Raw genomic sequence first — 21,439 nt, forward strand, 5'->3', positions numbered from 1 at the left:
GCCGCCTACGAGCCGACCACAAAACCAGCCATCAATCACCGCAAAACACGGCCGCTTGACATAGGAGCAACACGCTCACGCCGCTCGAGACCGCGCCGTTAGCTCCCAGCCGATCCGGTGCACCATCTCCCAGGACCGACGCCGTACATCGTCGGCCACAACCGACAGCACCGACCAACCAACCTCTTGAAGCGCGGCACGCTTTTGCCGGTCGCGGCGCAGGTCTTCGGGGCCGCTGTGCCAGTCGAACCCGTCATACTCGACTGCCACCCGCTGGTCGGGCCAGGCGAAGTCGACCCGCCACCTCTGCCAGTTGCGGTCGACGATCTCGTATTGCAGCACCGGCACGGGCAGCCCGCCGTCGAGCATCACCAGCCGCGCTTCGCTTTCCATCGGCGATTCCGGTTCAGGAGCGGCCAGTGGGATCAGCTCGCGCACTTTCACGATTCCGCGTCGTCCGGCCTGACGGGCAGCCGCGGCGCGCAGCTGTCGTCCATCGCAGGTTCCGCTGCGCAGGGCGGCATCGAGTGTTGCCAGCGCACGGGGCCGACGCAGGCTGCGCGCGACTTCTACTGCGGTCCAACCCGGTTCGGTGGCCGGTCTCCCGTCGACCATGCTCAGCGGAGCTCCCTCGCGGCGGTGGACGAACAGGCCGTCGGAGCTGCGTAGCTGATGGCCGACGGGGTTGAGAACATGGAGGTCGACGTTGTCCTCGGTGTCGAATCCGTAAGCGGCGGCGGCTGTTCCGAGACAGATCGCGACTTTTTCACCGGCCCGCAGGTCCAGGCCGCTCAAGCGAATCAGGACGTCGGGTTCTTCCCGCGTGTAGACGCCCGTCCACACGCAGGTGAGCTCGCCGCGGGCGACGCGCCTTTCGAACCCGGCGCGGCCGAGGTGCCGCAGCAATTGGGCAGTAGTCGCTACTCCGCCTTGGTTCGACAGGAGGGCATCGAGGGCGTCGCTCATTGCCGAATCGTGCAGCCTCGTCGGCAGCCGCGGTAGCCAGGCCTGTGGATGGCGAGCGTGCGGAATCTACGTGATTTGCTCGGCGTGTCGTTCGGGGACGCGCACGCTCGCGCAAAAGGCGCGCCGGGGAGTAGCTCTCAGCAGCCCTTCAGGCGCTTGGCCAGGTGGTCGGCGACGGCGTCGATCGCCACCCGCTCCTGGGTCATCGCGTCGCGCTCGCGCACTGTCACGGCCTGATCGTCGAGCGTGTCGAAATCGATCGTCACACAGAACGGCGTGCCGATCTCGTCCTGACGCCGATAGCGTCGCCCGATCGCGCCGGCGTCGTCGAACTCGACATTCCAGCATTGCCGCAACTCGGCGGCCAGGTCGCGTGCCTTGGGACTCAGATCGGCGTGCCGGGACAGCGGCAGCACCGCGACTTTGACCGGCGCCAGCCGCGGGTCGAGCCGCAACACCGTCCGCTTGTCCATCCCTCCCTTGGCGTTGGGCGCCTCGTCCTCGCTGTAGGCGTCGATCAGAAACGCCATGAACGAGCGCGTCAGACCCGCCGCCGGCTCGATCACATAGGGCACGTACCGGGTGTCGCTGGCCTGGTCGTAGAACGACAGGTCGACACCGGAATGCTTTGAATGCGTGGACAAGTCGAAGTCGGTGCGGTTGGCCACGCCCTCCAGCTCGCCCCACGGATTGCCGGCGAAGCCGAACTTGTACTCGATGTCGACCGTGCGGTCGGAGTAGTGCGACAGCTTGTCCTTCGGGTGCTCCCACAGCCGCAGGTTCTCCGGGTTGATGCCCAGGTCGACGTACCACTGCAGCCGGGTGTCGATCCAATACTGGTGCCACTCCGGCGCGGTCGACGGCTCGACGAAGAACTCCATTTCCATCTGCTCGAACTCGCGGGTGCGGAAGATGAAGTTGCCGGGTGTGATCTCGTTGCGAAAGCTCTTGCCGATCTGCCCGATTCCGAACGGCGGCTTCTTACGCGCCGTCGTCACCACGTTGGCGAAGTTGACGAAGATGCCCTGCGCGGTCTCCGGCCGCAGATAGTGCAGCCCCTCTTCGGTTTCGATCGGGCCGAGGTACGTCTTGAGCATCATGTTGAATTCGCGCGGCTCGGTCCACTGGCCGGGCTCACCGGTCTCCGGGTCGCGGATGTCGGCCAGGCCGTTGGGCGGCGGATGTCCGTGCTTTTGCTCGTATGCCTCGATGAGGTGGTCGGCGCGGTAGCGCTTGTGGGTGATCAGCGACTCGACCAGCGGGTCGTGGAACACCTCGACATGCCCGGAGGCGACCCACACCTCGCGGGGCAGGATGATCGAGGAATCCAGGCCCACGACATCGTCTCGGCCCGTCACGACCGATTTCCACCACTGCCGTTTGATATTCTCCTTGAGTTCCACCCCCAACGGCCCGTAGTCCCACGCCGATTTGGTCCCGCCGTAGATCTCCCCGGACGGATAGACCAGCCCCCGCCGCTTGGCCAGATTGACGACGGTGTCGATGACGGACGCCACGAGGTGGTGCACTCCTGTCTGCGGATGAGGGGCGGTGGGCATCGCCATCGTAGCGATCTCCCCGGAAGTCTTTGACATGCGTCATTACGCATGTGACAGTGGAACCAACATGTCCCCCACCACGTCAGCGGCGGCCGACGGCGACGAGCTCGTCGAAAGCCATGAGCACGGCGGATCGGCCGCGTTCCCGCCGCCACCTCCGCGGGAGATTCTCGACGCCGCCGGGGAGCTGTTGCGGGCGCTCGCCGCGCCGGTTCGGATCGCTATCGTGCTGCAGCTGCGCGAATCGCAGCGCTGCGTGCACGAGCTGGTCGACGCGCTGGGCGTGCCGCAGCCGCTGGTCAGCCAGCACTTGAAGATCCTCAAGGCGGCGGGCGTGGTGGCCGGGGAGCGGTCCGGCCGTGAAGTGCTCTACCGGCTGGCCGATCACCACCTCGCGCACATCGTCATCGACGCTGTGGCGCACGCCGGCGAGGACAACCTGTGACTCGACCCAGCGTGCGCGCCACCCGGCAGCGCGCCGCCATCTCGACGCTGCTGGAGACGCTCGACGACTTCCGCTCGGCCCAAGAGTTGCACGACGAGTTGCGTCGCCGCGGCGAGAACATCGGCCTGACCACCGTGTACCGCACGCTGCAGTCGATGTCGGCGGCGGGACTGCTCGACACGCTGCGCACCGACACCGGCGAGTCCGTGTACCGGCTGTGCTCCGAAGACCATCACCACCACCTGGTGTGCCGCAGCTGCGGGTCCACAGTCGAGATCGGCGGCCACGAGGTCGAGACGTGGGCCGAGCAGGTCGCGGCCGAACACGGCTTTGCCGATGTCAGCCACACCATCGAGATCTTCGGCACCTGTTCGGAGTGCCGAAAATAAGGCGGTAGTGATCGCGAGCGTGCGCAAACCCGGAAATTCAAGCGGCGTGTCGAGCTGGGACACGCACGCTCGCGGATAGGGGTTAAGCGGTTAGCGCGCGGCGGATCTCGGCGCCCCGCTCCAGCACCATCAGAATCAAGGTGCGTAGCGCCTCGTCGGTCAGCCCGTTACCCGGAAAGTTGTAGCGCAGCATCACATCGGCGGACTTACCGGACTCCTTCTCCACCAGCGCCACCGAGCCCAACAGCGTGTTGTGCGCCGCGTCGGCCACCCGATCGCGAATCTTCTTGGCCAACACCAGATCCCACGCCAGGACCTGGGTGAGCGAGATCAGGTCGAGACCCTCCACGATGCCCACCACACGCAACGACGCATAGGTGCCGTCGTGGCGGATGGTCAGCCCGCCGTCGGATTCTTGGTCGACGGGCAAGATCTCGCCGAGCACCGCGGTCAGCCGTTCCTGCAACTCAGGCCCTTCCGGCATCACGCGCTCCCGAAGCGACGATGCCGCGACGCGTATTCCTCGCAGGCCGCCCACAGATCGCGCCGGTCATAATCGGGCCACAATTTGTCCTGAAATATGTACTCCGCGTAGGCCGCCTGCCACAACATGAAATTGCTGGAGCGCTTTTCACCGGAGGTCCGCAGCAGCAGGTCGACATCGGGAATGTCGGGGCGCTGCATGTGACGGGCGACCGTCGCCTCGGTGATCCGCTCCGGGTTCAACTTGCCCGCAGCCGCTTCGCGCGCGATTTCCCTTGCTGCCTCGGTGATTTCGGTGCGACCACCGTAGTTGACGCAGTAGTTGACGGTGATGACGTCGTTGTCGCGGGTCATCTCCTCCGCGATGGCCAATTCGTTGATGACGCTGCGCCACAACCGCGGTCGCGAACCGACCCACCGGATCTTGACGCCCATCGCCTTGAGGTTCACCCGCCGGCGTCGCACCACGTCGCGGTTGAACCCCATCAGGAAGCGGACCTCCTCGGCCGAACGCTTCCAGTTCTCGGTGGAGAACGCGTACAGGCTGAGCCACTTGATGCCCATTTCGATTGCGCCGCAGACAACGTCGATGACCACCGCCTCCCCCATTTTGTGGCCTTCGACACGCGGCAGTCCGCGCGCCGTGGCCCAGCGCCCGTTGCCGTCCATCACGATGGCCACGTGAAGGGGCAACTGGTCGGCCGGAATCCGCGGCGCGGCGGCTTTCGACGTGTGCTGCGGCGGGCGGCACGGGCCGCCGTCAGGCGACGGAGGCAGGTCCGGGAAGACGACGGGCCAGGTGGAGGTGTCGGGGAAGGTCGGATAGTCGTCGGGAGCCGGGGGCAGTTGCGGGAAGTCAGCCGGCTTCTGATTCCGCACCATGGGCCGTATTCTTCCCGACCAGCGAGATCCGGCGGTCGACGACCGTTCGGTCAACCCGGTAGACCCGCTCCACCAGTGGCAATGTTCGCAGCCGCCGCTCTAAATGCCACTGCAGATGCGCGGCCACCAATCCGCTGACCTGGCTGCGGTGCGCTTGCGGCGCGGCCTCCGCCGCCTCCCAGTCGCCGTCGCGCAGCGCGGACATCAGCTCCAGCACACCCACCGGCGGCGTGGTGGAACCGGCCGGGCGGCAATACCCGCAGACGCTGCCGCCGGCGGCGACGTGAAACGCCCGATGCGGGCCGGGGGTGGCGCAGCGGGCGCATTCGGTCAGCGCCGGCGCCCATCCCGCGATCCCCATGGCCCGGAGCAGGTAGGCGTCCAGCACCAGCTCGCGAGGTCGTCGTCCGTCGGCCACCGCCCGCAACGCCCCGACGGTCAGCCGGTGCAGCGCCGGGGCCGGTGCCCGTTCCTCGCCGGCCAGGCGTTCGGCGGTCTCCAGCATCGCGCAGGCGCAGGTGTAACGGCCGTAGTCGCTGACGATGTCGGTGGCGAACGCGTCCAGGGAGACGACCTGGGTGACGATGTCGAGGTTGCGGCCCGGGTGCAGTTGCACGTCGATGTGAGCGAACGGCTCCAGTCGCGCGCCGAACTTGCTGCGGGTACGACGCACCCCTTTGGCCACCGCGCGAACCAACCCGTGGTCGCGGGTGAGCAGGGTGACGATCCGGTCGGCCTCGCCGAGCTTGTGCTGGCGCAGCACCACCGCCCGGTCCCGGTAAAGCCGCATCACACCAGTCTGTCATCGCGCCGAGACATCACCGGGACCACGCGCCGATAATGTCGATACCGATGAGTAACGCCGTTAACCGCCGCTTTCCCACCCTGACCGAGCAGCTCTACCAGCTGGCCAACGGCGAGGTGACCTCCGACGAACTGGTCCGCCGCTCGCTGCACGCCATCGACCTCAGCCAGTCCACGCTGAACGCCTTCCGGGTGGTGCTCACCGAGTCGGCGCTGGCAGATGCTGCCCAGGCCGACCGTCGCCGCGCCGCCGGCGAGCAGGCACCGCTGCTGGGAGTGCCGATCGCGGTCAAGGACGACGTCGACGTGGCCGGGGTGCCCACCGCGTTCGGCACGTCAGGGTTTGTGCCGCCCGCCGCCGCCGACTCCGAGGTGGTGCGCCGGCTCAAGGTGGCCGGCGCGGTGATCGTCGGCAAGACCAACACCTGCGAGCTCGGCCAATGGCCGTTCACCAGCGGCCCCGGCTTCGGGCACACCCGCAACCCGTGGTCACGCAAGCACACGCCGGGCGGGTCGTCCGGCGGCAGCGCGGCCGCGGTGGCCGCCGGCCTGGTTGCCGCCGCGATCGGCTCCGACGGCGCCGGCAGTGTCCGCATCCCGGCGGCGTGGACGCATCTGGTGGGCATCAAGCCGCAGCGCGGCCGCATCTCGACTTGGCCGCTGCCGGAGGCGTTCAACGGCATCACGGTCAACGGTGTGCTGGCCCGCACGGTCGAAGACGCGGCGCTGGTGCTCGACGCCGTCTCCGGCAACGCCGAGGGTGATCTGCACAAACCACCGCCGGTGCGGGTGTCCGACCACGTGGGCACCGCACCCGGCGAGCTGCGGATCGCGATGTCAACCCACTTCCCGTTCACGGGTTTTCGGGCGAAGCTGCATCCCGAGATCCGCGCCGCGGTGCAATCGGTGGCCGATCAACTGCGGCTGCTCGGCCACACCGTGATCGTCGGCAACCCGGATTACGGACTGCGGTTATCGTGGAACTTCCTGTCGCGGTCCACCTCCGGACTGCTGGACTGGGCCGAGCGGCTCGGTGATGGCGTCGAGTGGGATCAACGCACCCTGGCCAACATGCGGATGGGCCGGCTGTTGTCGCAGTGGATCCTGCGTTCCGCCCGGGCACACGAAGCGGCCGACCAACGCCGAGTGGGGTCGATCTTTCGTTTCGTCGACGTCGTGCTGGCGCCGACCACGGCGCAACCCCCGCCTCCCGTGCACGCATTCGACGGGCTGAGCGGTCTGCAGACCGACCGGGTCATGATCGCGGCGTGCCCGGTGACCTGGCCGTGGAATCTGCTGGGCTGGCCGTCGATCAACATCCCCGCGGGATTCACCTCCGACGGGCTGCCGATCGGCGTGCAACTGATGGGGCCGGCGAACAGCGAGCCGCTGCTCGTGTCGCTGGCCGCCGAACTGGAAGCGGTCGGCGGCTGGGCCGCCAAGCAGCCGGAGGTGTGGTGGAACACCGGTACCGACACGCCGCCGGTGTCGACGGGGCGGACCTGACTCCTAGGCCAGTTCCCGGATTGCCCGATAGGCGGCGCGTCCCACCAGCTCGCCGAGTTCGTCGGGGGTGTACGTGTTGTCCGAGGCGAGCAGGCTGCGCACGCCGGCTTCGCCCATCGAGACAAACAACTCGACGAGGACAGGCAGCTTGCGCTCGATGTCCTCGGTTCCCCAGCGGTGCAGGTCGGGCTTGACCAGCTCGGCGAATTGCTCGGCCGCTCTGCGGCGGCCACGCGCGAACAGCTCCGCGACATCGGGGCCGGGGTTGCAGCAGAACAGCGTGCGCCAGGTGTCGGGCTGGTCGGCGACCGTGCGCATCCACGCCTTCATACCGCCGACGTATGCGTCCTGGGTGCTCGCGTAGCCGCCCGGCGTGGGATAGGCGGCCAACATCCCGCCCAGCAGCTTCTGCTCCTCGCGCGCCAGCAGCGCCTTGATCAGTTCGACGCGGTCCGGGAAGCACGCGTAGACCACCGGACGCGTCACGCCGAGACGCTCGGCGACCGCACCGATGGTCACAGCCGGAAAACCGCCTTGCAGCGCAATCTCTTTGGCGGCATCCAGGACCTGCGGGCGGCGCCGCTGCGGACCCAGATGGGCCGCACGAGGCCGGTGAAATGCCGGCCGAGAAACGGTTGCGTCGCCCATGACAGATAATGCTACAGTACTGTAGGAATGGCCGTTAACTTGGCCAGGGGAAGGACAAACACGCATGGCTCAACCCGCCGAGGACTACGGCTTCTTCGGTCCGGACTCGGTTACCTGGAAAGTGTGGAGCTACCCGACGTCGCTGACGGTCGGGTTCATCCGTGCGGTGGTGATCGAGGAACTCGACCCGGCGCTGGTCGCGTCCGTCGACCACACCCACGACATCTATAACCGGCCGCGGACCCGCTACGACCGCACGTTGCGTTACTTCGCGATGGTGGCGTTCAGCGACTCGCGCTCCACCTCGCAGGCCGCCGACGTGCTGGTCAAGGTCCACTCCAAAGCGATCGGCACCGAGCCGTACAGCGGGCAGCGCTACGACGCGAACGATCCGCAGTCCCAGCTGTGGATCCACCTGACCGCGTGGCACTCGATTCTCTACGCCTACGAGAAGTACGGACCGGGCAAGCTCTCCGCCGAGGAGGAGGCCCGGTACTGGCAGGAATGCGCGCTTGCCGCAGAACTGCAGACCTGCGATCCGGCCGACGTGCCGCGCAGCCGGGAGGGCATCCGGGCCTACTTCGAGCGGATGCGTCCGCAACTGTCCGGTTCGCCGATCGCCCGCCAGGCGATGAAGCACTTGATCAACGGCGCCGCGCTGATCTCGCCGCTGCCGCGCTACCTCGCGCCGGTCACCTGGGTCATCAACCGCACTCTGCAGGCCGGCGTGATGGCCACGATGCCGCACTGGATGCGCGCGATGGGCGGCCTGAAACAGCCCCGAGTTGCCGACGTCGCCGTCGTCCCGATGCTGCGCATCGCTTTTGCGGCACTTAACGCCAGCCCGCCCGCGGTGCGGCTGTGGGTGCTGCGGCTTTTGTCGCCGGCGACGGTGCCGGTGGTCGCTCCGGTGCTGCTTGGTGTACCGCCGCTTAACCCGGTGGTGGTCTCCCCGGCCGAGGCGCGCGCCCGCTACGGCTACGACAAGCCCGCCGAGGCCCATCGGGGGTTGCGGGACAAGCAGTATCGGCGGGTGTTCGCCGAAGGCAGCGCGCCCAGCGACGACGGACTGATCGAGTCACAGGCGATTCTGGGGTCGATCGGTTGATGGCTCGCTGTCGAAAAGTCCTGGCGTGCATGGCGGTTGCAATGGCGGCTGCCGGCTGCAACAGTATCGACCCGTCGAGTCTGGCCGAGTCCGGAACACCGGTGTCGACCAGCCGAATCCCCACTCCCAGCGGGCAATACGTTGTGCAGGGCGAAATTCTGCGCAAGTACGCCGACGCCGGTGGGCCGAGTGGGCCGCTGGGCACGCCGATCTCCAATGAGCTTCCGGCGCCAAACGGCGGCCAGTACAGCAAGTTTCAGACCGGGGTGATCTACTGGTCGCCGCGCAGCGGGGCGCATGTCCTGTCGGGCGCCATCCGCGCCGCGTGGGAAAGTGCCGGGGGCCCCGACGGGCCGCTGGGCTACCCGGTGAGTGATCCACGGCCGATCCCCGGCGGGTCGGTCGCGGACTTCGAACACGGCACCATCACCGACACCGGCGGCCAGCCGCAGATCGTGACCCGCTAGGGCGTCAAAACCCCAGTCGGCCAAGCTGTTTGGGATCGCGCTGCCAGTTCTTGGCGACCTTGACACGCAGGTCGAGATAGACCTTGGTGCCGAGCAACTTCTCGATCTGGCTGCGTGCGACGGTGCCGACGTGTCGCAGTCTCTCGCCGCCCTTGCCGATCACGATGCCCTTCTGGCTGTCGCGTTCGACATACAGCACCGCGTGCACGTCGATCAGGTCGTCGCGGCCTTCCCGCGGTTCGACCTCGTCGATCACCACGGCCAGCGAATGCGGCAACTCGTCACGCACGCCTTCCAGGGCCGCCTCGCGGATGAACTCGGCCATCAGAACCTCTTCCGGCTCATCGGTCAGCTCGCCGTCGGGGTAGAACGCCGGCCCGGGCGGCAATGCGGCGGCCAGCACGTCGATCAGCACGTCGATCTGCTCACCGGTGACCGCGGATACCGGCACGACTTCGGCCCGGTCCACGAGGTCGCCGACCGCCGCGAGTTGAGCGGCCAGCTTGTCCTTGGAGACCTTGTCGATCTTGGTGACGACGACAACCAGCGTGGTTTTGGGCGCGATGGAGCGGATCTGCTCCACGATCCACCGGTCCCCCGGGCCGATCGCCTCGTCGGCAGGAATGCACAACCCGATGGCGTCGACCTGGGAGTAGGTGTCGCGAACCAGGTCGTTGAGCCGCTTGCCCAGCAGGGTGCGCGGTCGGTGCAGCCCCGGTGTGTCGACCACAATGATCTGGAAGTTCTCCTGATGCACGATGCCGCGAATCGTGTGCCGGGTGGTCTGCGGGCGATTCGAGGTGATCGCAACCTTGGCGCCGACGAGGGCATTGGTCAGCGTCGACTTGCCGGTATTCGGCCGGCCGACGAAACAGACGAAGCCCGAATGGAATTCAGCCATAACCAGCACCCGCCGAACGTGAAGCTGTTGCGACTTTTTGCGCGATTTTTCGCAATGGGTTCACGCTCGGCGCGCTCACGACGGGTTACCGTCGCGGTCGGTGACGATGATCGCCGCCGTCGGGGAGAGCTCCCGGACGGCGGCGATGCCGGCGTCGTCGGCCGACCCGGCCACCAGGACGGCGGCCTCCAGACCGCCGGCGCCGCTGGACACCGCCGCGGCCACCGCTGTCTGCAGCGCGGTCAGCTGTAGCGCCGAGAGGTTCACCGGGGCAGCGGCGTAGGTGCGGCCGTCGGGGTCCCGCACCGCTGCGCCGCTGCCGGCCTCCGCGCGGGCCATCGCGGATCGGGCCAGCACCACCAGTTTCGCGTCTTCGGCGTCGAGCGGCTCAGCCGTCACCGTTGGCCTCCTGTCCGTTGGAGTCGACGCGGCTCAGCAGGACCGTGCCGACTCGGACCCGGCCCCGATGGTCGGGGCCACCTTCCGCACGCAACCGCAATCCATGTGATACCACTTCGGCGCCGGGCAGCGGGACGCGGCCCAGCTCCAGTGCCAGCAGTCCACCGACCGTGTCGACGTCGAGGCCGTCGTCGAATTCGACGCCGTACAACTCGCCGACGTCTTCGATCGGCAGCCGGGCCGATACCCGAAACCGGTTGTCGCCCAAGTCTTCTATCGGGGCCGTCTCGGCCTGGTCGTATTCGTCGGCGATCTCGCCGACGATCTCTTCCAGCACGTCCTCGATGGTCACCAATCCGGCGATCGCCCCGTACTCGTCGACCAACAGCGCCATGTGGTTGCGGTCGCGCTGCATTTCGCGCAGCAGCGCGTCGAGCGGTTTGGAGTCCGGCACGAACACCGCCGGCCGCATGACTTGCGCCACTGTGGTGTCTCGTCCCCCGTTGGTCGAGTAATACGTCTGCTGGACAAGGTCTTTCAGGTACACCACGCCGACGACGTCGTCGACGTTCTCGCCGATCACCGGGATGCGGGAATGCCCGCTGCGCACGGCCAGCGAGGTCGCCTGGCCGGCCGACTTGTCGCTTTCGATCCAGATCATCTCGGTACGCGGCACCATGACCTCGCGAGCCGGCGTGTCGCCGAGTTCGAAGACCGACTGGATCATTCGTCGCTCGTCGGCGGCAACCACACCGCGTTGCTGGGCCAAATCGACAACCTCGCGCAGCTCGATCTCGGACGCGAACGGCCCGTTGCGAAAGCCGCGGCCCGGGGTCAGAGCGTTACCGAGGACCACCAGCAGCCGGCTGATGGGCATCAGCAGCCACGAGATCGCCTGCAACGGAAAGGCTGCCGCCAATGCGATGGAGTACGCGTTTTGGCGGCCCAGGGTGCGCGGGCCGACGCCGATCACGACGAAGCTGATGACGACCATGATCGCGGCGGCGGCGATTCGCCCCCACTCCAGGTTGAGGCTTGCCCGCAGAAACACCACCAGCAACACCGTGGCCGTGATTTCGCAGGTGATCCGGAGCAATACCACGAGGTTGATGTAGCGCGGCCGGTCCGCCATCAGCTTGGCCAGCCGCACCGCCCCGGGCCGCCCATCGCGTACCAGTTCTTGGACCCGGGCCATCGACACCGTGCTGACCGCGGCGTCGATCGCCGCGAAAAGCCCGCCCACGCCTATCAATACGATCGCCCCGAGCAGCGGAGCAAACACGTTCACGGTTCGTCGAAATACCTTGACTTGTCCAGCAACCGGCGGTCTTTTTCGCTCTGGCGGTCCAGGTGGTAGGCCTCGACCTGATCGGCGACCCACTCCTCGAGCAGTCGCTGTTGCAGGGCGAACATTTCCTTTTCCTCGTCCGGCTCGCCGTGGTCGTACCCCAGTAGGTGCAGCACGCCGTGGATGGTCAGCAGCGCCAGTTCGTGGCCCAGCGAATGCCCCGCCGCAGCGGCCTGTTCGGCAGCGAATTCCGGACACAGCACGATGTCGCCCAACATGGCCGGCCCCGGCTCGGGCGCATCGGGCCGCCCACCCGGCTCGAGTTCGTCCATCGGAAAACTCATCACGTCGGTCGGGCCGGGCAGGTCCATCCAGCGCATGTGCAGATCGGCCATCGCCGCGGTGTCGAGCAGCATCATCGACAGCTCGGCCGCCGGGTTGACATCCATCTTGGCCAGCACGAACCGGGCGACGCTGATCAGTTCGGTCTCGGAGATGTCAACGCCCGATTCGTTGGATACCTCGATGCTAATGGCGCCGCTCCTCCTCATCGCTTCGCTCTGCATCGTCGCCGGCGCGGCTCATGGCATTCTCACCGGCGGTGCCGGACGCCCGACGCGCGCCGCGCCGCCCGGTTCATCGTCAGGCCCGGCTCTTCGTATTTGGCGTAGGCATCCACGATTTCGGACACCAGACGATGCCGTACGACGTCGGCGCTGGTCAGCTCCGCGAGGTGGATGTCGTCGATGCCCTCGAGGATGTCGGCCGCGACGCGCAGACCAGAGCGCGCGCCGCCGGGAAGGTCGATCTGCGTAACGTCACCGGTGACAACGACTTTGGAGCCGAATCCGAGGCGGGTGAGAAACATCTTCATCTGCTCGGCCGTGGTGTTCTGCGCCTCGTCGAGAATGATGAAAGCGTCGTTGAGGGTGTTGTGGGTAAGCAGGAAATCTTCGGTGACGTAGAGCGAGTCGGCCGCTGCGACCCGAATACACACGGCCTCCTCGGTTCCTGCGGGCTCGATGCGGTCGACGAAACGCATCGGCCGGCCGCCGCCGGTCGCGTCGTATTTGGCGGCCTTGCGGGCGAGCCGGAATGGGACGACGCCCGCGGGCAGTCGGATGTCGAGGGTGTGCGCGTCGGACCGGTGATGGACGTCGCGGCCGCGTGCCAGTCCGGGCTTTCGCCCTTCGGCGGGCCTGGTGCGCTGGTAGACCACACCACCGAGCGACTGGACCAGAAACACCACGTCGTCGCGCAGCCTATTCGAGACCGTGGTGAATTGAATGCGGCATGTCCGCCCATGCTGAGTAACTGGGCCGCCGTCGGAGTCCAGGAGCCCTTGCAGAACAGCAAGTCGCACATCGCGCGAATTGAACAGGTAGTCCTCGGGAATGAACTTTGTGTTTGATCGCGCGCCTGCCAATCCCAGGCGGCGCATGGCGCCGTTCACCGGGTTTTCGATCGTGATGACCTCACCGCGGCGGGTGACCCGGTTCAGCACATAGTCGACCGCGGACTTCCGGCGCACCTCGATGCCGGGGATGAGATGTTCCAGTGCAGCGGCGAGCTCGGGATCGTTCGTCGCAAACGAAGGTGTCGTCGAGCAGGTAACGCACCCATCGCCCAACAGCAACCCGAGCGCATACGGGTCGAGCGGCACTCGCCGCGCAGCGAAAGTCACCGGCTCGCTCAGCAGCGGCAGCTCGTAGCGATGATAGTGCGCCGCGCGGAGATTGCCGATCATCTCCTTGGTCTCCAGCACACGCGGCGGCTTTCCGCGACTCCGATCCTCCCGCGTGTACACCGACCAGAGGTGGTCACCTGACGCCAGGGTCGATGACCCGTCCTGGGTGCAGACCCGGTAGATCTCCTTGAAGCCTTGCGGATAAACGCCGAGAACTTCGGTGGGCCGGCCGTCCGAGCCGATCACGAAATCCCCGACCTGCAGATCGCCGATCCTCCGGAAACCACTGGGGGTCAACACTTTGGTAGATACCGGCTGCGCCCGACCGCGCATGTACGCCAGCGGCGCGACCTCAATTACCCCGGCGCTCATCAACTTTGGGATCAGCTCGGGATCCATCATGTCGTAGAGCGCGTCATAGAGCGGCCGCAGATACGGGTCGATCTTCTCGCTCAGAGTGCCCGGCAAAAACCCAAGGCGCTCACCGGCTTCCACCGCCGGCCGGGTCAGGATGATCCGGGTGACCTGTTTGGTCTGTAACGCGTTGACGGCCTTGGCCATTGCCAGATACGTCTTACCGGTGCCGGCCGGGCCGATCCCGAAGACAATGGTGTTGGCGTCGATCGCGTCGACGTAGCGCTTCTGGTTGAGCGTCTTGGGCCGAATCGTCTTGCCGCGGCGCGAAAGGATGTCGAGGGTGAGCACCTCGGCCGGCGACTCGTTACCGGTGCCGACCAGCATCGCAACGCTGTGGCGCACCGCCTCCGGTGTCAGGGCGTGGCCGGTGGCGACGATTGTCACCAGCTCCGAGATCACCCGCTCGCCGAGTGCGACGTCGGCCGGCTCACCGGCCAGGGTGACGGCGTTGCCGCGCACATGCAGGTCGGCAGCGAGGATCCGTTCGAGTGCGCGCAAATTTTCGTCAGCCGAACCGAGCAGGCCCACGACGAGGTCGGGCGGAACATCGATGCTGCTGCGAACCTGGGACGAGGAGGGGTCAGCGGCGTTGGTCTCGCGGGGCGTCACGTGGTTTCTAATGCCTGCTTTCTGGGTTGTCGGGTGACGACGCTCGGTAGTTCAGTTTACCGCTGACCACCGGCAGGGCGGTCCTCGTCCGAGGTAACCAGCGACCCGGGTTGAGCTCATTGGTACCGAAACGGGTACCAATTGCGGTACCGTCGAGTCGTGCCGTCACTGAACATCACCTTCACCGAAGAGGAGCTGGCTGCTGTGCGCGCCGCAGCCGGTGGTGAGAACCTGTCGCTCCGCGCATTCGCGCACCGTGCAGTTCTGTCCGCGGCCAGCGAGCATAAACGCCGGGTAAGCGAGGCCGCGGCTCTCATCGCTCAGCGTTCCGCTGAGCTGAATCGCCGTCTGGCTTGACCGAATTCCTCGATCGCGACGACATCTTGACCGCTGGCGCGGTAGCCGTTGGTCATGCGCTCGAAATCCGGGACTTTGGGCTGCTCGACGCCGCGGCGGCACGGCCCCAGACCACCGTCTACGGCGTAGACGCCTACCCTGACCTGTACTCCAAAGCCGCGGCGCTGCTGCAGTTGCTGGCCCGGAATCATGCGGTGACCGACAGCAACAAGCGGACCGCCTGGGCCGCGGCCTGGACCTTCCTGCACATCAACGGGGTTGAGCTCGCAGCGGGGTTCGACGTCGACGCCGCCGAGACCTTCATGAACGACCTCGCGCAACGCGGTGAGCTGACAATCGACGAGATCGCCGGCACCATGGCGTCGTTCGCTGCCTAACCAGCTAAGCCCACCGCGGCGTCAGCACCCCGAGCGCGCCCAATGCCACCGCGGCTGCCGACGACGTGCGCAGCACGGTGGGCCCCAGCCGGACGGCGACGGCGCCCGCATCGGTGAGCGCATCGATCTCGTCGGGTGCGATGCCGCCTTCGGGACCGACCACAAGGGTCAGCGAATTCGCTTGTGCCACATCGATGTCCGCCAGCCGGTCGGTCGCCGACTCGTGCAGCGCCAGGACCACGGTGCCCTCGTTGCGCACACGCTCGACAAGCTCGGCGGTCGACAACACGCCGTCGACTGGCGGGATGTGCGCCCGGCGGGATTGTCGGGCCGCGGATCGGACCACGGCCCGCCAGCGTCGCAGACCCTTGTCGAGGCGCGGCCCGTCCCAGCGGGCCACGCAGCGGGCGGCCTGCCAGGCCACGAACGCATCGGCGCCCGCCTCGGTGGCCAGCTCGATCGCCAACTCGGAGCGATCGGCCTTCGGTAGTGCTTGGACGACGGTCACTGGCGGCTTCGGGGGCGCCACGATCCAGCGGTCGACCACCCGGGCGGTGAGCCCGTCGCGGCCGGCCTGTTCCACCAGGCAGCTGGCCAGGCCGCCGGCGCCGTCGCCGAGCATCAGCTGTTCGCCGGGACGGATGCGCCGCACGGTCGCGGCGTGGAAGCCTTCGTCGCCGCCGACGACGGCCAGTCCACCGGTTTCGGGCAGTGCGTCGACGTAAAACAGGCCCGGCACCAGACGTCAGCGACCGGTGAAGGTTTCGCGCAGCCTGCTGAACAATCCGCTGGTGGCGCCGGCGTGCGTCGAGCGGACTTCGGCGACGTCACGGCTGCGGCGGTTCTTGAACTCGCGCAACAGTTCCGCGTCGCGGTGGTCGAGCCGCTCGGGCACCACCACCTCGACGTGCACGTGCAGATCTCCCCGCACTCCGGAGCGCAGGTGCGGCATCCCACGACCGCGCAGGGTCACCACCGCGCCGGGCTGGGTGCCCGGCGGCACAGTGATTTCGGTGAGCCCGTCGAGGATCGCGTCGAGGCTCACCGTAGTGCCCAGCGCGGCGTCGACCATCGGCACCGAGATCGTGCAGTGCAGGTCGTCGCCGTCGCGCATGAAGATGTCGTGCGGCTGCTCATGCACCTCGACATAGAGGTCACCGGCCGGTCCCCCGCCGGGTCCGACCTCGCCCTGGGCCGCCAGCCGCACCCGCATGCCGTCGCCGACGCCGGCGGGAATCTTGACGCTGATCTCCCGGCGGGCGCGTACCCGGCCGTCGCCGCCGCACTGGTTGCACGGGTCGAGGATGACCTCACCGACCCCGCGGCAGGTCGGACACGGCCGCGACGTCATCACCTGCCCGAGCAGCGAGCGCTGCACGGTTTGCACTTCACCGCGGCCGCCGCAGGTGTCGCATCTCACCGGGCCGGAATTGCCGTTGGTGCCCCGCCCCTGGCAGCGGTCGCACAGCACCGCGGTGTCGACGGTGACCTGCTTGGTCACCCCGGTCGCGCACTCGGTGAGATCCAGCCGCATCCGCAGCAGCGAATCCGAGCCGGGCCGGACCCGGCCGACGGGACCGCGGGAGGTCGAACCGCCACCGAAGAAGGCCTCGAACACGTCGCCGAGGCCGCCGAAGCCCGGGAAGCCGTTGGCCGTCGCGGCGTTTTCCAGCGGGTCGCCGCCCATGTCGACGATGCGCCGTTTCTCCGGGTCGGACAGCACCTCGTAGGCGACGCTGATCTCCTTGAACTTCGCCTGGGCCGCCTCGTCGGGATTGATGTCCGGGTGCAGTTCGCGCGCCAGCTTGCGATAGGCGCGTTTGATCTCGGTATCGCTGGCGTTCGGGCTGACGCCGAGCAGGCCGTAGTAATCGCGTGCCACGCCTGACCTTTCTTACGCAGCGCTAGACGAGTGCGCGGTCATCGAGCACCCAGCACTTCGCCGATGTACATAGCAACCGCAGCGACACTAGCGATAGTTCCGGGATAGTCCATCCGGGTGGGCCCCAGCACGCCCATGCCACCGTAGACGGTGTCGGACGTGCCGTACGCAGTTGACACCACCGACGCACCCACCATCTGCTCGGCTTCGGTTTCGTGGCCGATCCGCACGGTGACCTTGCCCGCTTCCTGCTGGGCGGCCAGCAGGCGCAGCACGACGACCTGCTCCTCGAGGGCTTCAAGGATCGACCGCAGGGAGCCACCGAAGTCGGCGGTGTTGCGGGTCAGGTTGGCGGTGCCGCCCAACAGCAGCCGTTCCTCGGTGTGCTCGACCAGCGACTCCAGCAGCACGGTCGCCGAACGACCGACGGCGTCGGACAGGCTGTTGGATTGCCCGCCGTGCCCATTGAGCTGCCCCGCCAGGTCGGCCACCGCCGCCGAGGCGGCCGAGAGCTTCTTGCCCTCGAGCGCCTGGCCCAGCATCTCGCGCAGCTGAGAAAGCTGATGGTCGTCGATGACGTCGCCGAGTTCGACGATGCGCTGGTCGACCCGGCCGGTGTCGGTGATGACCACCATCAGCAGCCTCGCGGGTGTCAGCGCGATCACTTCCAGGTGCCGCACGGTCGACGTCGACAGCGTCGGGTACTGCACGATGGCCACCTGGCGAGTCAGCTGGGCCAGCAGCCGCACCGCGCGGCGGAGCACGTCGTCGAGGTCTACGCCGGATTCGAGGAAACTCTGGATGGCCCGCCGCTCGGCCGACGACAACGGTTTGACGTCGTGTAACCGGTCGACGAACTCGCGGTAGCCCTTCTCGGTAGGCACTCGTCCCGAGCTGGTATGCGGCTGCGTGATGTAGCCCTCGGCCTCCAGTACCGCCATGTCGTTGCGCACGGTGGCGGACGAAACACCGAGGTTGTGGCGCTCCACCAACGACTTCGAGCCAATGGGTTCCTTGGTGGCGACGAAGTCGGCGACGATGGCGTGCAGCACTTCGAAGCGACGCTCGTCGGCACTCCCCATTCCGAGTCCACCTCCTTGACCGCGTCCATTTTACGGTGATCAGCAGCGGGTTACGGTCACCGGCAATAGCGGGCTAGCCTTATCAACCATGCTCACGTCGGACCGGACACCAGAAACGGTCGGCGAATGATCTTCAAAGGTGTGCGGGAAGGCAAGCCGTACCCCGACCATGGCCTGTCGTATCGGGAGTGGTCGCAGATACCGCCGCGCCAGATCCGGCTGGACGAGTTGGTCACCACCACCACGGTGCTCGCCCTGGACCGGCTGCTCTCCGAGGACTCCACCTTCTACGGTGACCTGTTCCCGCACGCGGTGAAGTGGCGGGGCATCCTCTACCTCGAGGACGGCCTGCACCGGGCGGTGCGCGCGGCGTTGCGGAATCGCACGGTGCTGCACGCGCGGCTGCTGGACATGGACGGTGCGCAGGCTTAGGCGGCGATCGCAAGCGCGGCGAAGCCGGGCGCAGTGGGTCGCCGCAGGCTTACGTCGTCACCTTTCGGCGGCGCCGGGTGTCGAGCTAGGTGAGACCACTTGCTAGGAGGACACCATGGCACGACTTACCGGAGTCTCCGACCGCGACGCAGGGCTGGGCGCCCGGATCGCCTTCTTCTTCACCAAGCGCCGCATGGCGCAGATGACCGGACTGCAAACCGCGACGATGCTTGAACCGCTTCGGATGTATGCCCACATCCCGAAGCTGCTCAGCGCCATCGGCCGGCTGGAACTGGCGGAGTCCAAACTGGACATGCTCAGTGCCCGCTACCGCGCGCTTGCCGAGCTCAAGGCGGCGACCACGGTGCGCTGTGAGTACTGCATCGACTTGGGTTCGCAGATCGCGCGCGAGTGGGGCATCACCGACGAGGAATTGCTCGCGCTGTCCGACTACAAGAGGGCCTCGTGCTTCTCCGACGTCGAGAAGTTGATCCTCGATTACGCCACGGCGATGAGCCGCACGCCGGTCGAGGTGACCGACGAGCTTTTCGACGCGCTGCGCGGACACTTCGATACCCCCCAACTCGTCGCGCTCACCCACGTCATCAACCTGGGCAACTTTCGGGCGCGGTTCAACCTGGCGCTTGGGATCGGGTCTTCCGGCTTTTCCGAGGGCAGAGTGTGTGCGCTGCCGGATGCGGCCAACCGGTGACAACCTCGCTGGCGGCACGATTCGAGGCGGCTCGTCCGCAGCTGGGCGCACTCGCCTACCGCATGCTGGGCTCGGTCGACGACGCCGAGGACGCGGTGCAGGAGGCGTGGCTGCGGCTGAGCCGAGACCAGGCCGGCGACATCCAGAACCTGGACGCGTGGCTTACCACCGTGGTGGCGCGGATCTGCCTGAACACGCTGCGCAGCCGCCGCGCCCGACGCGCCGAGGAGCTCGTCGCGCACGTTCCGGACCCGGTGGTCGACGCCGTCGGGGAATTCGATCCCGAACACCAGGCGCTGCTGGCCGACGCGGTCGGGCTCGCCCTGTTCGTCGTGCTGGACACCTTGCCGTCGGCTGAGCGGCTGGCGTTCGTCTTGCACGACGTCTTCGCGGTGCCGTTCGATCAGATCGCCGGAATTGTGGAGCGGTCGCCGGAGGCGGCCCGCAAACTGGCCAGCCGCGCCCGGCGGCGCATCCAGGATGCGGCGCCGGACCCGGACGCCGACCTGAGCGCCCAACACGCGGTCGTCGACGCCTTCTTCGCGGCCGGGCGGGCGGGTGACCTCGACGGTTTGGTCGCGGTACTGGATCCGGATGTGGTGCTGCGCGGCGACTTCGGCCCCGACCAGACCCGCTGGGTGCGCGGCGCGTCGGCGGTGGCCGGCCTGGCACGCACCTACGCTGCCCCGGAGCGGGAAGCGCGTCCGGCCACCATCAACGGCGCCGCCGGGGCGGTGATCTTCGTCGCCGGCCATCCGGCCGCGATCATGGGCTTCGTCGTGCGCGGCGAACGCATCGCCGCGATCGACGTGCTGGCCGACCCGGCACGCGTCGGGCGGATCGACCTGAGCGCGCTGTCCGGCTAATTGGTGGCGGTGGCCGCCTGGATCAGCGCGATCGCGGCGTCATGCTGAAGCATCCAGTTGCCGCCCTCGTTGACGAACGCGAGTTGCTTGGTGACCGGCCCGGCGAACTTGGGACCCGAGATGGCCACGTCGGCGCTGGCCGCATTCGGGCCGGCCGGCGCGATGTTCGTCACGTTGAACTGCTCCGGGAAGTTCCCGTTGCGGTAGGCCTTCCTCAGGTCGTGGTCGGCCACCATGCCCTCATTCTGAGCGATGCCGCCCTGGACCAAATTGTTCTTTTCGGTGTACCTCACGCCAGGGTCTGTGACTTGGTTGCACAGGTCTGCCAACTGGTCAGCGCTGGGCAGCTGCTCCTGCCCCGGCGGCGGGGGCGGCGGGTCCAGCGGGACGCTGAAGACCACGGGCTGCACGTCGGCTGGCGCCGAGCTGGCAGGCGCGAATCCGGCTGCTGCGGCACCGATCGCGGCGACGGCCGCCGCACCGGTAGCGAGAGCTTTGACAGTCATGGATGTCCCTTCGATTAGGAGGTCGGTGTGGAAAAGGTTAGTGCCCAGAGGCCGCGTGGAGCAGCGTCATGGCCGAGTCGCGTGACAACATCCAGCTGCCCTGGTTGACGAACGTGACGTTCTGTGTGACAGGCGCGGCCAGTTTGGGACCCGAGACCGCGACGTCGGCCGTGGCGCTACCCGGTGCAGCGGCCTGGATATTCGAGATGCCGAACGTCAACGGCAACTGGCCCTTCTTGGCCGCCTTTTGCAGCGCGTGGTCGGCCAGCGCAGCCTCGGACGGGCTGACACCGCCCTCGACGAGCCCGGACTTGTTGGCGAATGGGACATTGGGGTCCGCGAGGCTGGTCAGCACGGTGGAAAGCTGCCCGGCCGTCGGCAAAGTCGTGGTCTGATCCAGTGGCAACGGCGCGCTGAAGACGACGGGGCGCACCGGGGATGCGGCCGGGCCGCTGAAACTGGAAGTCAGGCCGGCGGCCGCGGCCCCGATTGCGGCGACGGCTGCCACACCGGTGGCGAGCGCTTTCACGGTCATGAGTGTCCCTTCGAAGCTGGTGTTGGTGGTGACGCTGATACTGGTGTGTCGTTTCGTCGGCCCGTCGTGTTACACCCGCTCACCGCTGGCCTACGCTCATGGGCTTGGCACGGTGAATCCCGTGAAAGCAGC

25 protein-coding genes and 3 pseudogenes are annotated in these 21,439 nt (G+C 67.4%); 10 read left to right on the forward strand and 18 right to left on the reverse strand.

Features of this window, described 5'->3' with window-relative positions; genetic code table 11:
* Window positions 1-75 precede the first annotated feature (75 nt).
* Together AWC14_RS04195 and AWC14_RS04200 are read right to left on the reverse strand one after the other, a co-directional pair.
* Window positions 76-966: a DUF559 domain-containing protein gene (locus AWC14_RS04195; protein WP_045379033.1), complete on the reverse strand. Its 891-nt coding sequence runs from the start codon at window positions 964-966 to the stop codon at window positions 76-78.
* 137 nt (window positions 967-1,103) lie between these two features.
* Entirely contained in the window at window positions 1,104-2,495 is a 1,392-nt protein-coding gene (locus AWC14_RS04200) for a glycine--tRNA ligase (RefSeq protein ID WP_045379036.1), read from the reverse strand.
* Between the two features lie 97 nt (window positions 2,496-2,592).
* Here AWC14_RS04200 and AWC14_RS04205 point away from each other — a divergent pair, with 97 nt between their 5' ends.
* Together AWC14_RS04205 and AWC14_RS04210 are read left to right on the forward strand one after the other, a co-directional pair.
* Window positions 2,593-2,970 carry an ArsR/SmtB family transcription factor gene (locus AWC14_RS04205; protein WP_045379039.1) on the forward strand — a complete coding sequence of 126 codons (378 nt, stop codon included), beginning with the start codon at window positions 2,593-2,595 and terminating at the stop codon, window positions 2,968-2,970.
* Window positions 2,967-3,359, forward strand: a complete 393-nt coding sequence (locus tag AWC14_RS04210) for a Fur family transcriptional regulator (RefSeq protein WP_045379042.1) — start codon at window positions 2,967-2,969, stop codon at window positions 3,357-3,359. The genes AWC14_RS04205 and AWC14_RS04210 overlap by 4 nt, the downstream gene beginning before the upstream one ends.
* A gap of 82 nt (window positions 3,360-3,441) precedes the next feature.
* Here AWC14_RS04210 and AWC14_RS04215 read toward each other — a convergent pair whose 3' ends face one another.
* Genes AWC14_RS04215 through recO form a run of 3 tightly spaced genes read right to left on the reverse strand, consistent with a single transcriptional unit; the run spans window position 3,442 to window position 5,514 of the window.
* Window positions 3,442-3,843, reverse strand: coding sequence for a hypothetical protein (locus AWC14_RS04215; protein WP_045379045.1), 402 nt, complete (start codon window positions 3,841-3,843; stop codon window positions 3,442-3,444).
* A complete protein-coding gene (locus AWC14_RS04220) occupies window positions 3,843-4,724 on the reverse strand; it encodes a decaprenyl diphosphate synthase (protein WP_045379048.1) in 882 nt (293 codons plus the stop codon). The genes AWC14_RS04215 and AWC14_RS04220 overlap by 1 nt, the downstream gene beginning before the upstream one ends.
* Entirely contained in the window at window positions 4,699-5,514 is an 816-nt protein-coding gene (gene recO, locus AWC14_RS04225; protein WP_045379051.1) for a DNA repair protein RecO, read from the reverse strand. The genes AWC14_RS04220 and recO overlap by 26 nt, the downstream gene beginning before the upstream one ends.
* A gap of 62 nt (window positions 5,515-5,576) precedes the next feature.
* On the opposite strand from recO, the gene AWC14_RS04230 reads away from it, so the two are divergent.
* On the forward strand, window positions 5,577-7,034 hold the full coding sequence (locus AWC14_RS04230) for an amidase (RefSeq protein WP_428838940.1): 1,458 nt from the start codon (window positions 5,577-5,579) through the stop codon (window positions 7,032-7,034).
* 3 nt (window positions 7,035-7,037) lie between these two features.
* Here AWC14_RS04230 and AWC14_RS04235 read toward each other — a convergent pair whose 3' ends face one another.
* Window positions 7,038-7,682, reverse strand: coding sequence for a TetR/AcrR family transcriptional regulator (locus tag AWC14_RS04235; RefSeq protein ID WP_045379056.1), 645 nt, complete (start codon window positions 7,680-7,682; stop codon window positions 7,038-7,040).
* A gap of 64 nt (window positions 7,683-7,746) precedes the next feature.
* Here AWC14_RS04235 and AWC14_RS04240 point away from each other — a divergent pair, with 64 nt between their 5' ends.
* Together AWC14_RS04240 and AWC14_RS04245 are read left to right on the forward strand one after the other, a co-directional pair.
* Window positions 7,747-8,790, forward strand: coding sequence for an oxygenase MpaB family protein (locus AWC14_RS04240; RefSeq protein ID WP_045379060.1), 1,044 nt, complete (start codon window positions 7,747-7,749; stop codon window positions 8,788-8,790).
* 41 nt (window positions 8,791-8,831) lie between these two features.
* Window positions 8,832-9,257: an LGFP repeat-containing protein gene (locus AWC14_RS04245; protein ID WP_081968151.1), complete on the forward strand. Its 426-nt coding sequence runs from the start codon at window positions 8,832-8,834 to the stop codon at window positions 9,255-9,257.
* A 4-nt stretch (window positions 9,258-9,261) separates the two neighbouring features.
* Here AWC14_RS04245 and era read toward each other — a convergent pair whose 3' ends face one another.
* From era to AWC14_RS29430, 7 genes and pseudogenes are all read right to left on the reverse strand, one after another.
* Window positions 9,262-10,158 (reverse strand): GTPase Era, encoded by an 897-nt coding sequence (gene era / locus AWC14_RS04250; RefSeq protein WP_045379066.1) that lies wholly within the window; start codon window positions 10,156-10,158, stop codon window positions 9,262-9,264.
* A gap of 75 nt (window positions 10,159-10,233) precedes the next feature.
* A complete protein-coding gene (locus AWC14_RS04255) occupies window positions 10,234-10,497 on the reverse strand; it encodes a cytidine deaminase (protein ID WP_235215912.1) in 264 nt (87 codons plus the stop codon).
* Window positions 10,498-10,546: 49 nt separating this feature from the next.
* Window positions 10,547-11,845: a hemolysin family protein gene (locus AWC14_RS04260; protein ID WP_045379072.1), complete on the reverse strand. Its 1,299-nt coding sequence runs from the start codon at window positions 11,843-11,845 to the stop codon at window positions 10,547-10,549.
* Window positions 11,842-12,378, reverse strand: a complete 537-nt coding sequence (ybeY, locus tag AWC14_RS04265) for an rRNA maturation RNase YbeY (protein WP_045379160.1) — start codon at window positions 12,376-12,378, stop codon at window positions 11,842-11,844. Before ybeY ends, AWC14_RS04260 begins: the two co-directional genes overlap by 4 nt.
* Before the next feature lie 59 nt (window positions 12,379-12,437).
* A pseudogene (locus AWC14_RS29420) lies at window positions 12,438-12,776 on the reverse strand (PhoH family protein); the annotation flags it as partial.
* Between the two features lie 312 nt (window positions 12,777-13,088).
* Window positions 13,089-13,865, reverse strand: a pseudogene (locus AWC14_RS30065) (PhoH family protein); the annotation flags it as partial.
* Window positions 13,854-14,558, reverse strand: a pseudogene (locus AWC14_RS29430) (PhoH family protein); the annotation flags it as partial. The pseudogenes AWC14_RS29430 and AWC14_RS30065, both read right to left, overlap by 12 nt.
* Before the next feature lie 159 nt (window positions 14,559-14,717).
* Between AWC14_RS29430 and AWC14_RS04275 the strand changes: the two are divergent.
* Together AWC14_RS04275 and AWC14_RS04280 are read left to right on the forward strand one after the other, a co-directional pair.
* Window positions 14,718-14,915: a hypothetical protein gene (locus AWC14_RS04275; RefSeq protein WP_045379075.1), complete on the forward strand. Its 198-nt coding sequence runs from the start codon at window positions 14,718-14,720 to the stop codon at window positions 14,913-14,915.
* Window positions 14,912-15,292 (forward strand): type II toxin-antitoxin system death-on-curing family toxin, encoded by a 381-nt coding sequence (locus AWC14_RS04280; RefSeq protein WP_045379077.1) that lies wholly within the window; start codon window positions 14,912-14,914, stop codon window positions 15,290-15,292. Before AWC14_RS04275 ends, AWC14_RS04280 begins: the two co-directional genes overlap by 4 nt.
* Window positions 15,293-15,296: 4 nt before the next feature.
* Here AWC14_RS04280 and AWC14_RS04285 read toward each other — a convergent pair whose 3' ends face one another.
* The 3 genes from AWC14_RS04285 to hrcA are packed head-to-tail and all read right to left on the reverse strand — an operon-like array spanning window position 15,297 to window position 18,256.
* Complete coding sequence (locus AWC14_RS04285) at window positions 15,297-16,034, reverse strand: 16S rRNA (uracil(1498)-N(3))-methyltransferase (RefSeq protein WP_045379080.1); 738 nt, start codon at window positions 16,032-16,034, stop codon at window positions 15,297-15,299.
* 3 nt (window positions 16,035-16,037) lie between these two features.
* Window positions 16,038-17,174, reverse strand: a complete 1,137-nt coding sequence (gene dnaJ / locus AWC14_RS04290; RefSeq protein WP_045379083.1) for a molecular chaperone DnaJ — start codon at window positions 17,172-17,174, stop codon at window positions 16,038-16,040.
* Window positions 17,175-17,212: 38 nt separating this feature from the next.
* A complete protein-coding gene (gene hrcA, locus AWC14_RS04295) occupies window positions 17,213-18,256 on the reverse strand; it encodes a heat-inducible transcriptional repressor HrcA (RefSeq protein WP_045379086.1) in 1,044 nt (347 codons plus the stop codon).
* Window positions 18,257-18,382: 126 nt separating this feature from the next.
* Here hrcA and AWC14_RS04300 point away from each other — a divergent pair, with 126 nt between their 5' ends.
* The 3 genes from AWC14_RS04300 (at window position 18,383) to AWC14_RS04310 (ending at window position 20,266) form a co-directional block, all read left to right on the forward strand.
* Window positions 18,383-18,688 carry a type II toxin-antitoxin system VapB family antitoxin gene (locus tag AWC14_RS04300; protein ID WP_045379089.1) on the forward strand — a complete coding sequence of 102 codons (306 nt, stop codon included), beginning with the start codon at window positions 18,383-18,385 and terminating at the stop codon, window positions 18,686-18,688.
* Between the two features lie 115 nt (window positions 18,689-18,803).
* On the forward strand, window positions 18,804-19,400 hold the full coding sequence (locus AWC14_RS04305; protein ID WP_045379092.1) for a carboxymuconolactone decarboxylase family protein: 597 nt from the start codon (window positions 18,804-18,806) through the stop codon (window positions 19,398-19,400).
* Entirely contained in the window at window positions 19,397-20,266 is an 870-nt protein-coding gene (locus AWC14_RS04310; protein WP_045379095.1) for a sigma-70 family RNA polymerase sigma factor, read from the forward strand. The genes AWC14_RS04305 and AWC14_RS04310 overlap by 4 nt, the downstream gene beginning before the upstream one ends.
* Here AWC14_RS04310 and AWC14_RS04315 read toward each other — a convergent pair.
* Together AWC14_RS04315 and AWC14_RS04320 are read right to left on the reverse strand one after the other, a co-directional pair.
* Window positions 20,263-20,772, reverse strand: coding sequence for an MTB12 family secreted protein (locus tag AWC14_RS04315; protein ID WP_045379098.1), 510 nt, complete (start codon window positions 20,770-20,772; stop codon window positions 20,263-20,265). The genes AWC14_RS04310 and AWC14_RS04315 overlap by 4 nt on opposite strands.
* A 37-nt stretch (window positions 20,773-20,809) precedes the next feature.
* Window positions 20,810-21,307, reverse strand: coding sequence for an MTB12 family secreted protein (locus tag AWC14_RS04320; protein WP_045379101.1), 498 nt, complete (start codon window positions 21,305-21,307; stop codon window positions 20,810-20,812).
* Between the last annotated feature and the right edge of the window lie 132 nt (window positions 21,308-21,439).

Source organism: Mycobacterium kyorinense (assembly GCF_002101735.1).
Taxonomy (GTDB): Bacteria; Actinomycetota; Actinomycetes; order Mycobacteriales; family Mycobacteriaceae; genus Mycobacterium; species Mycobacterium kyorinense.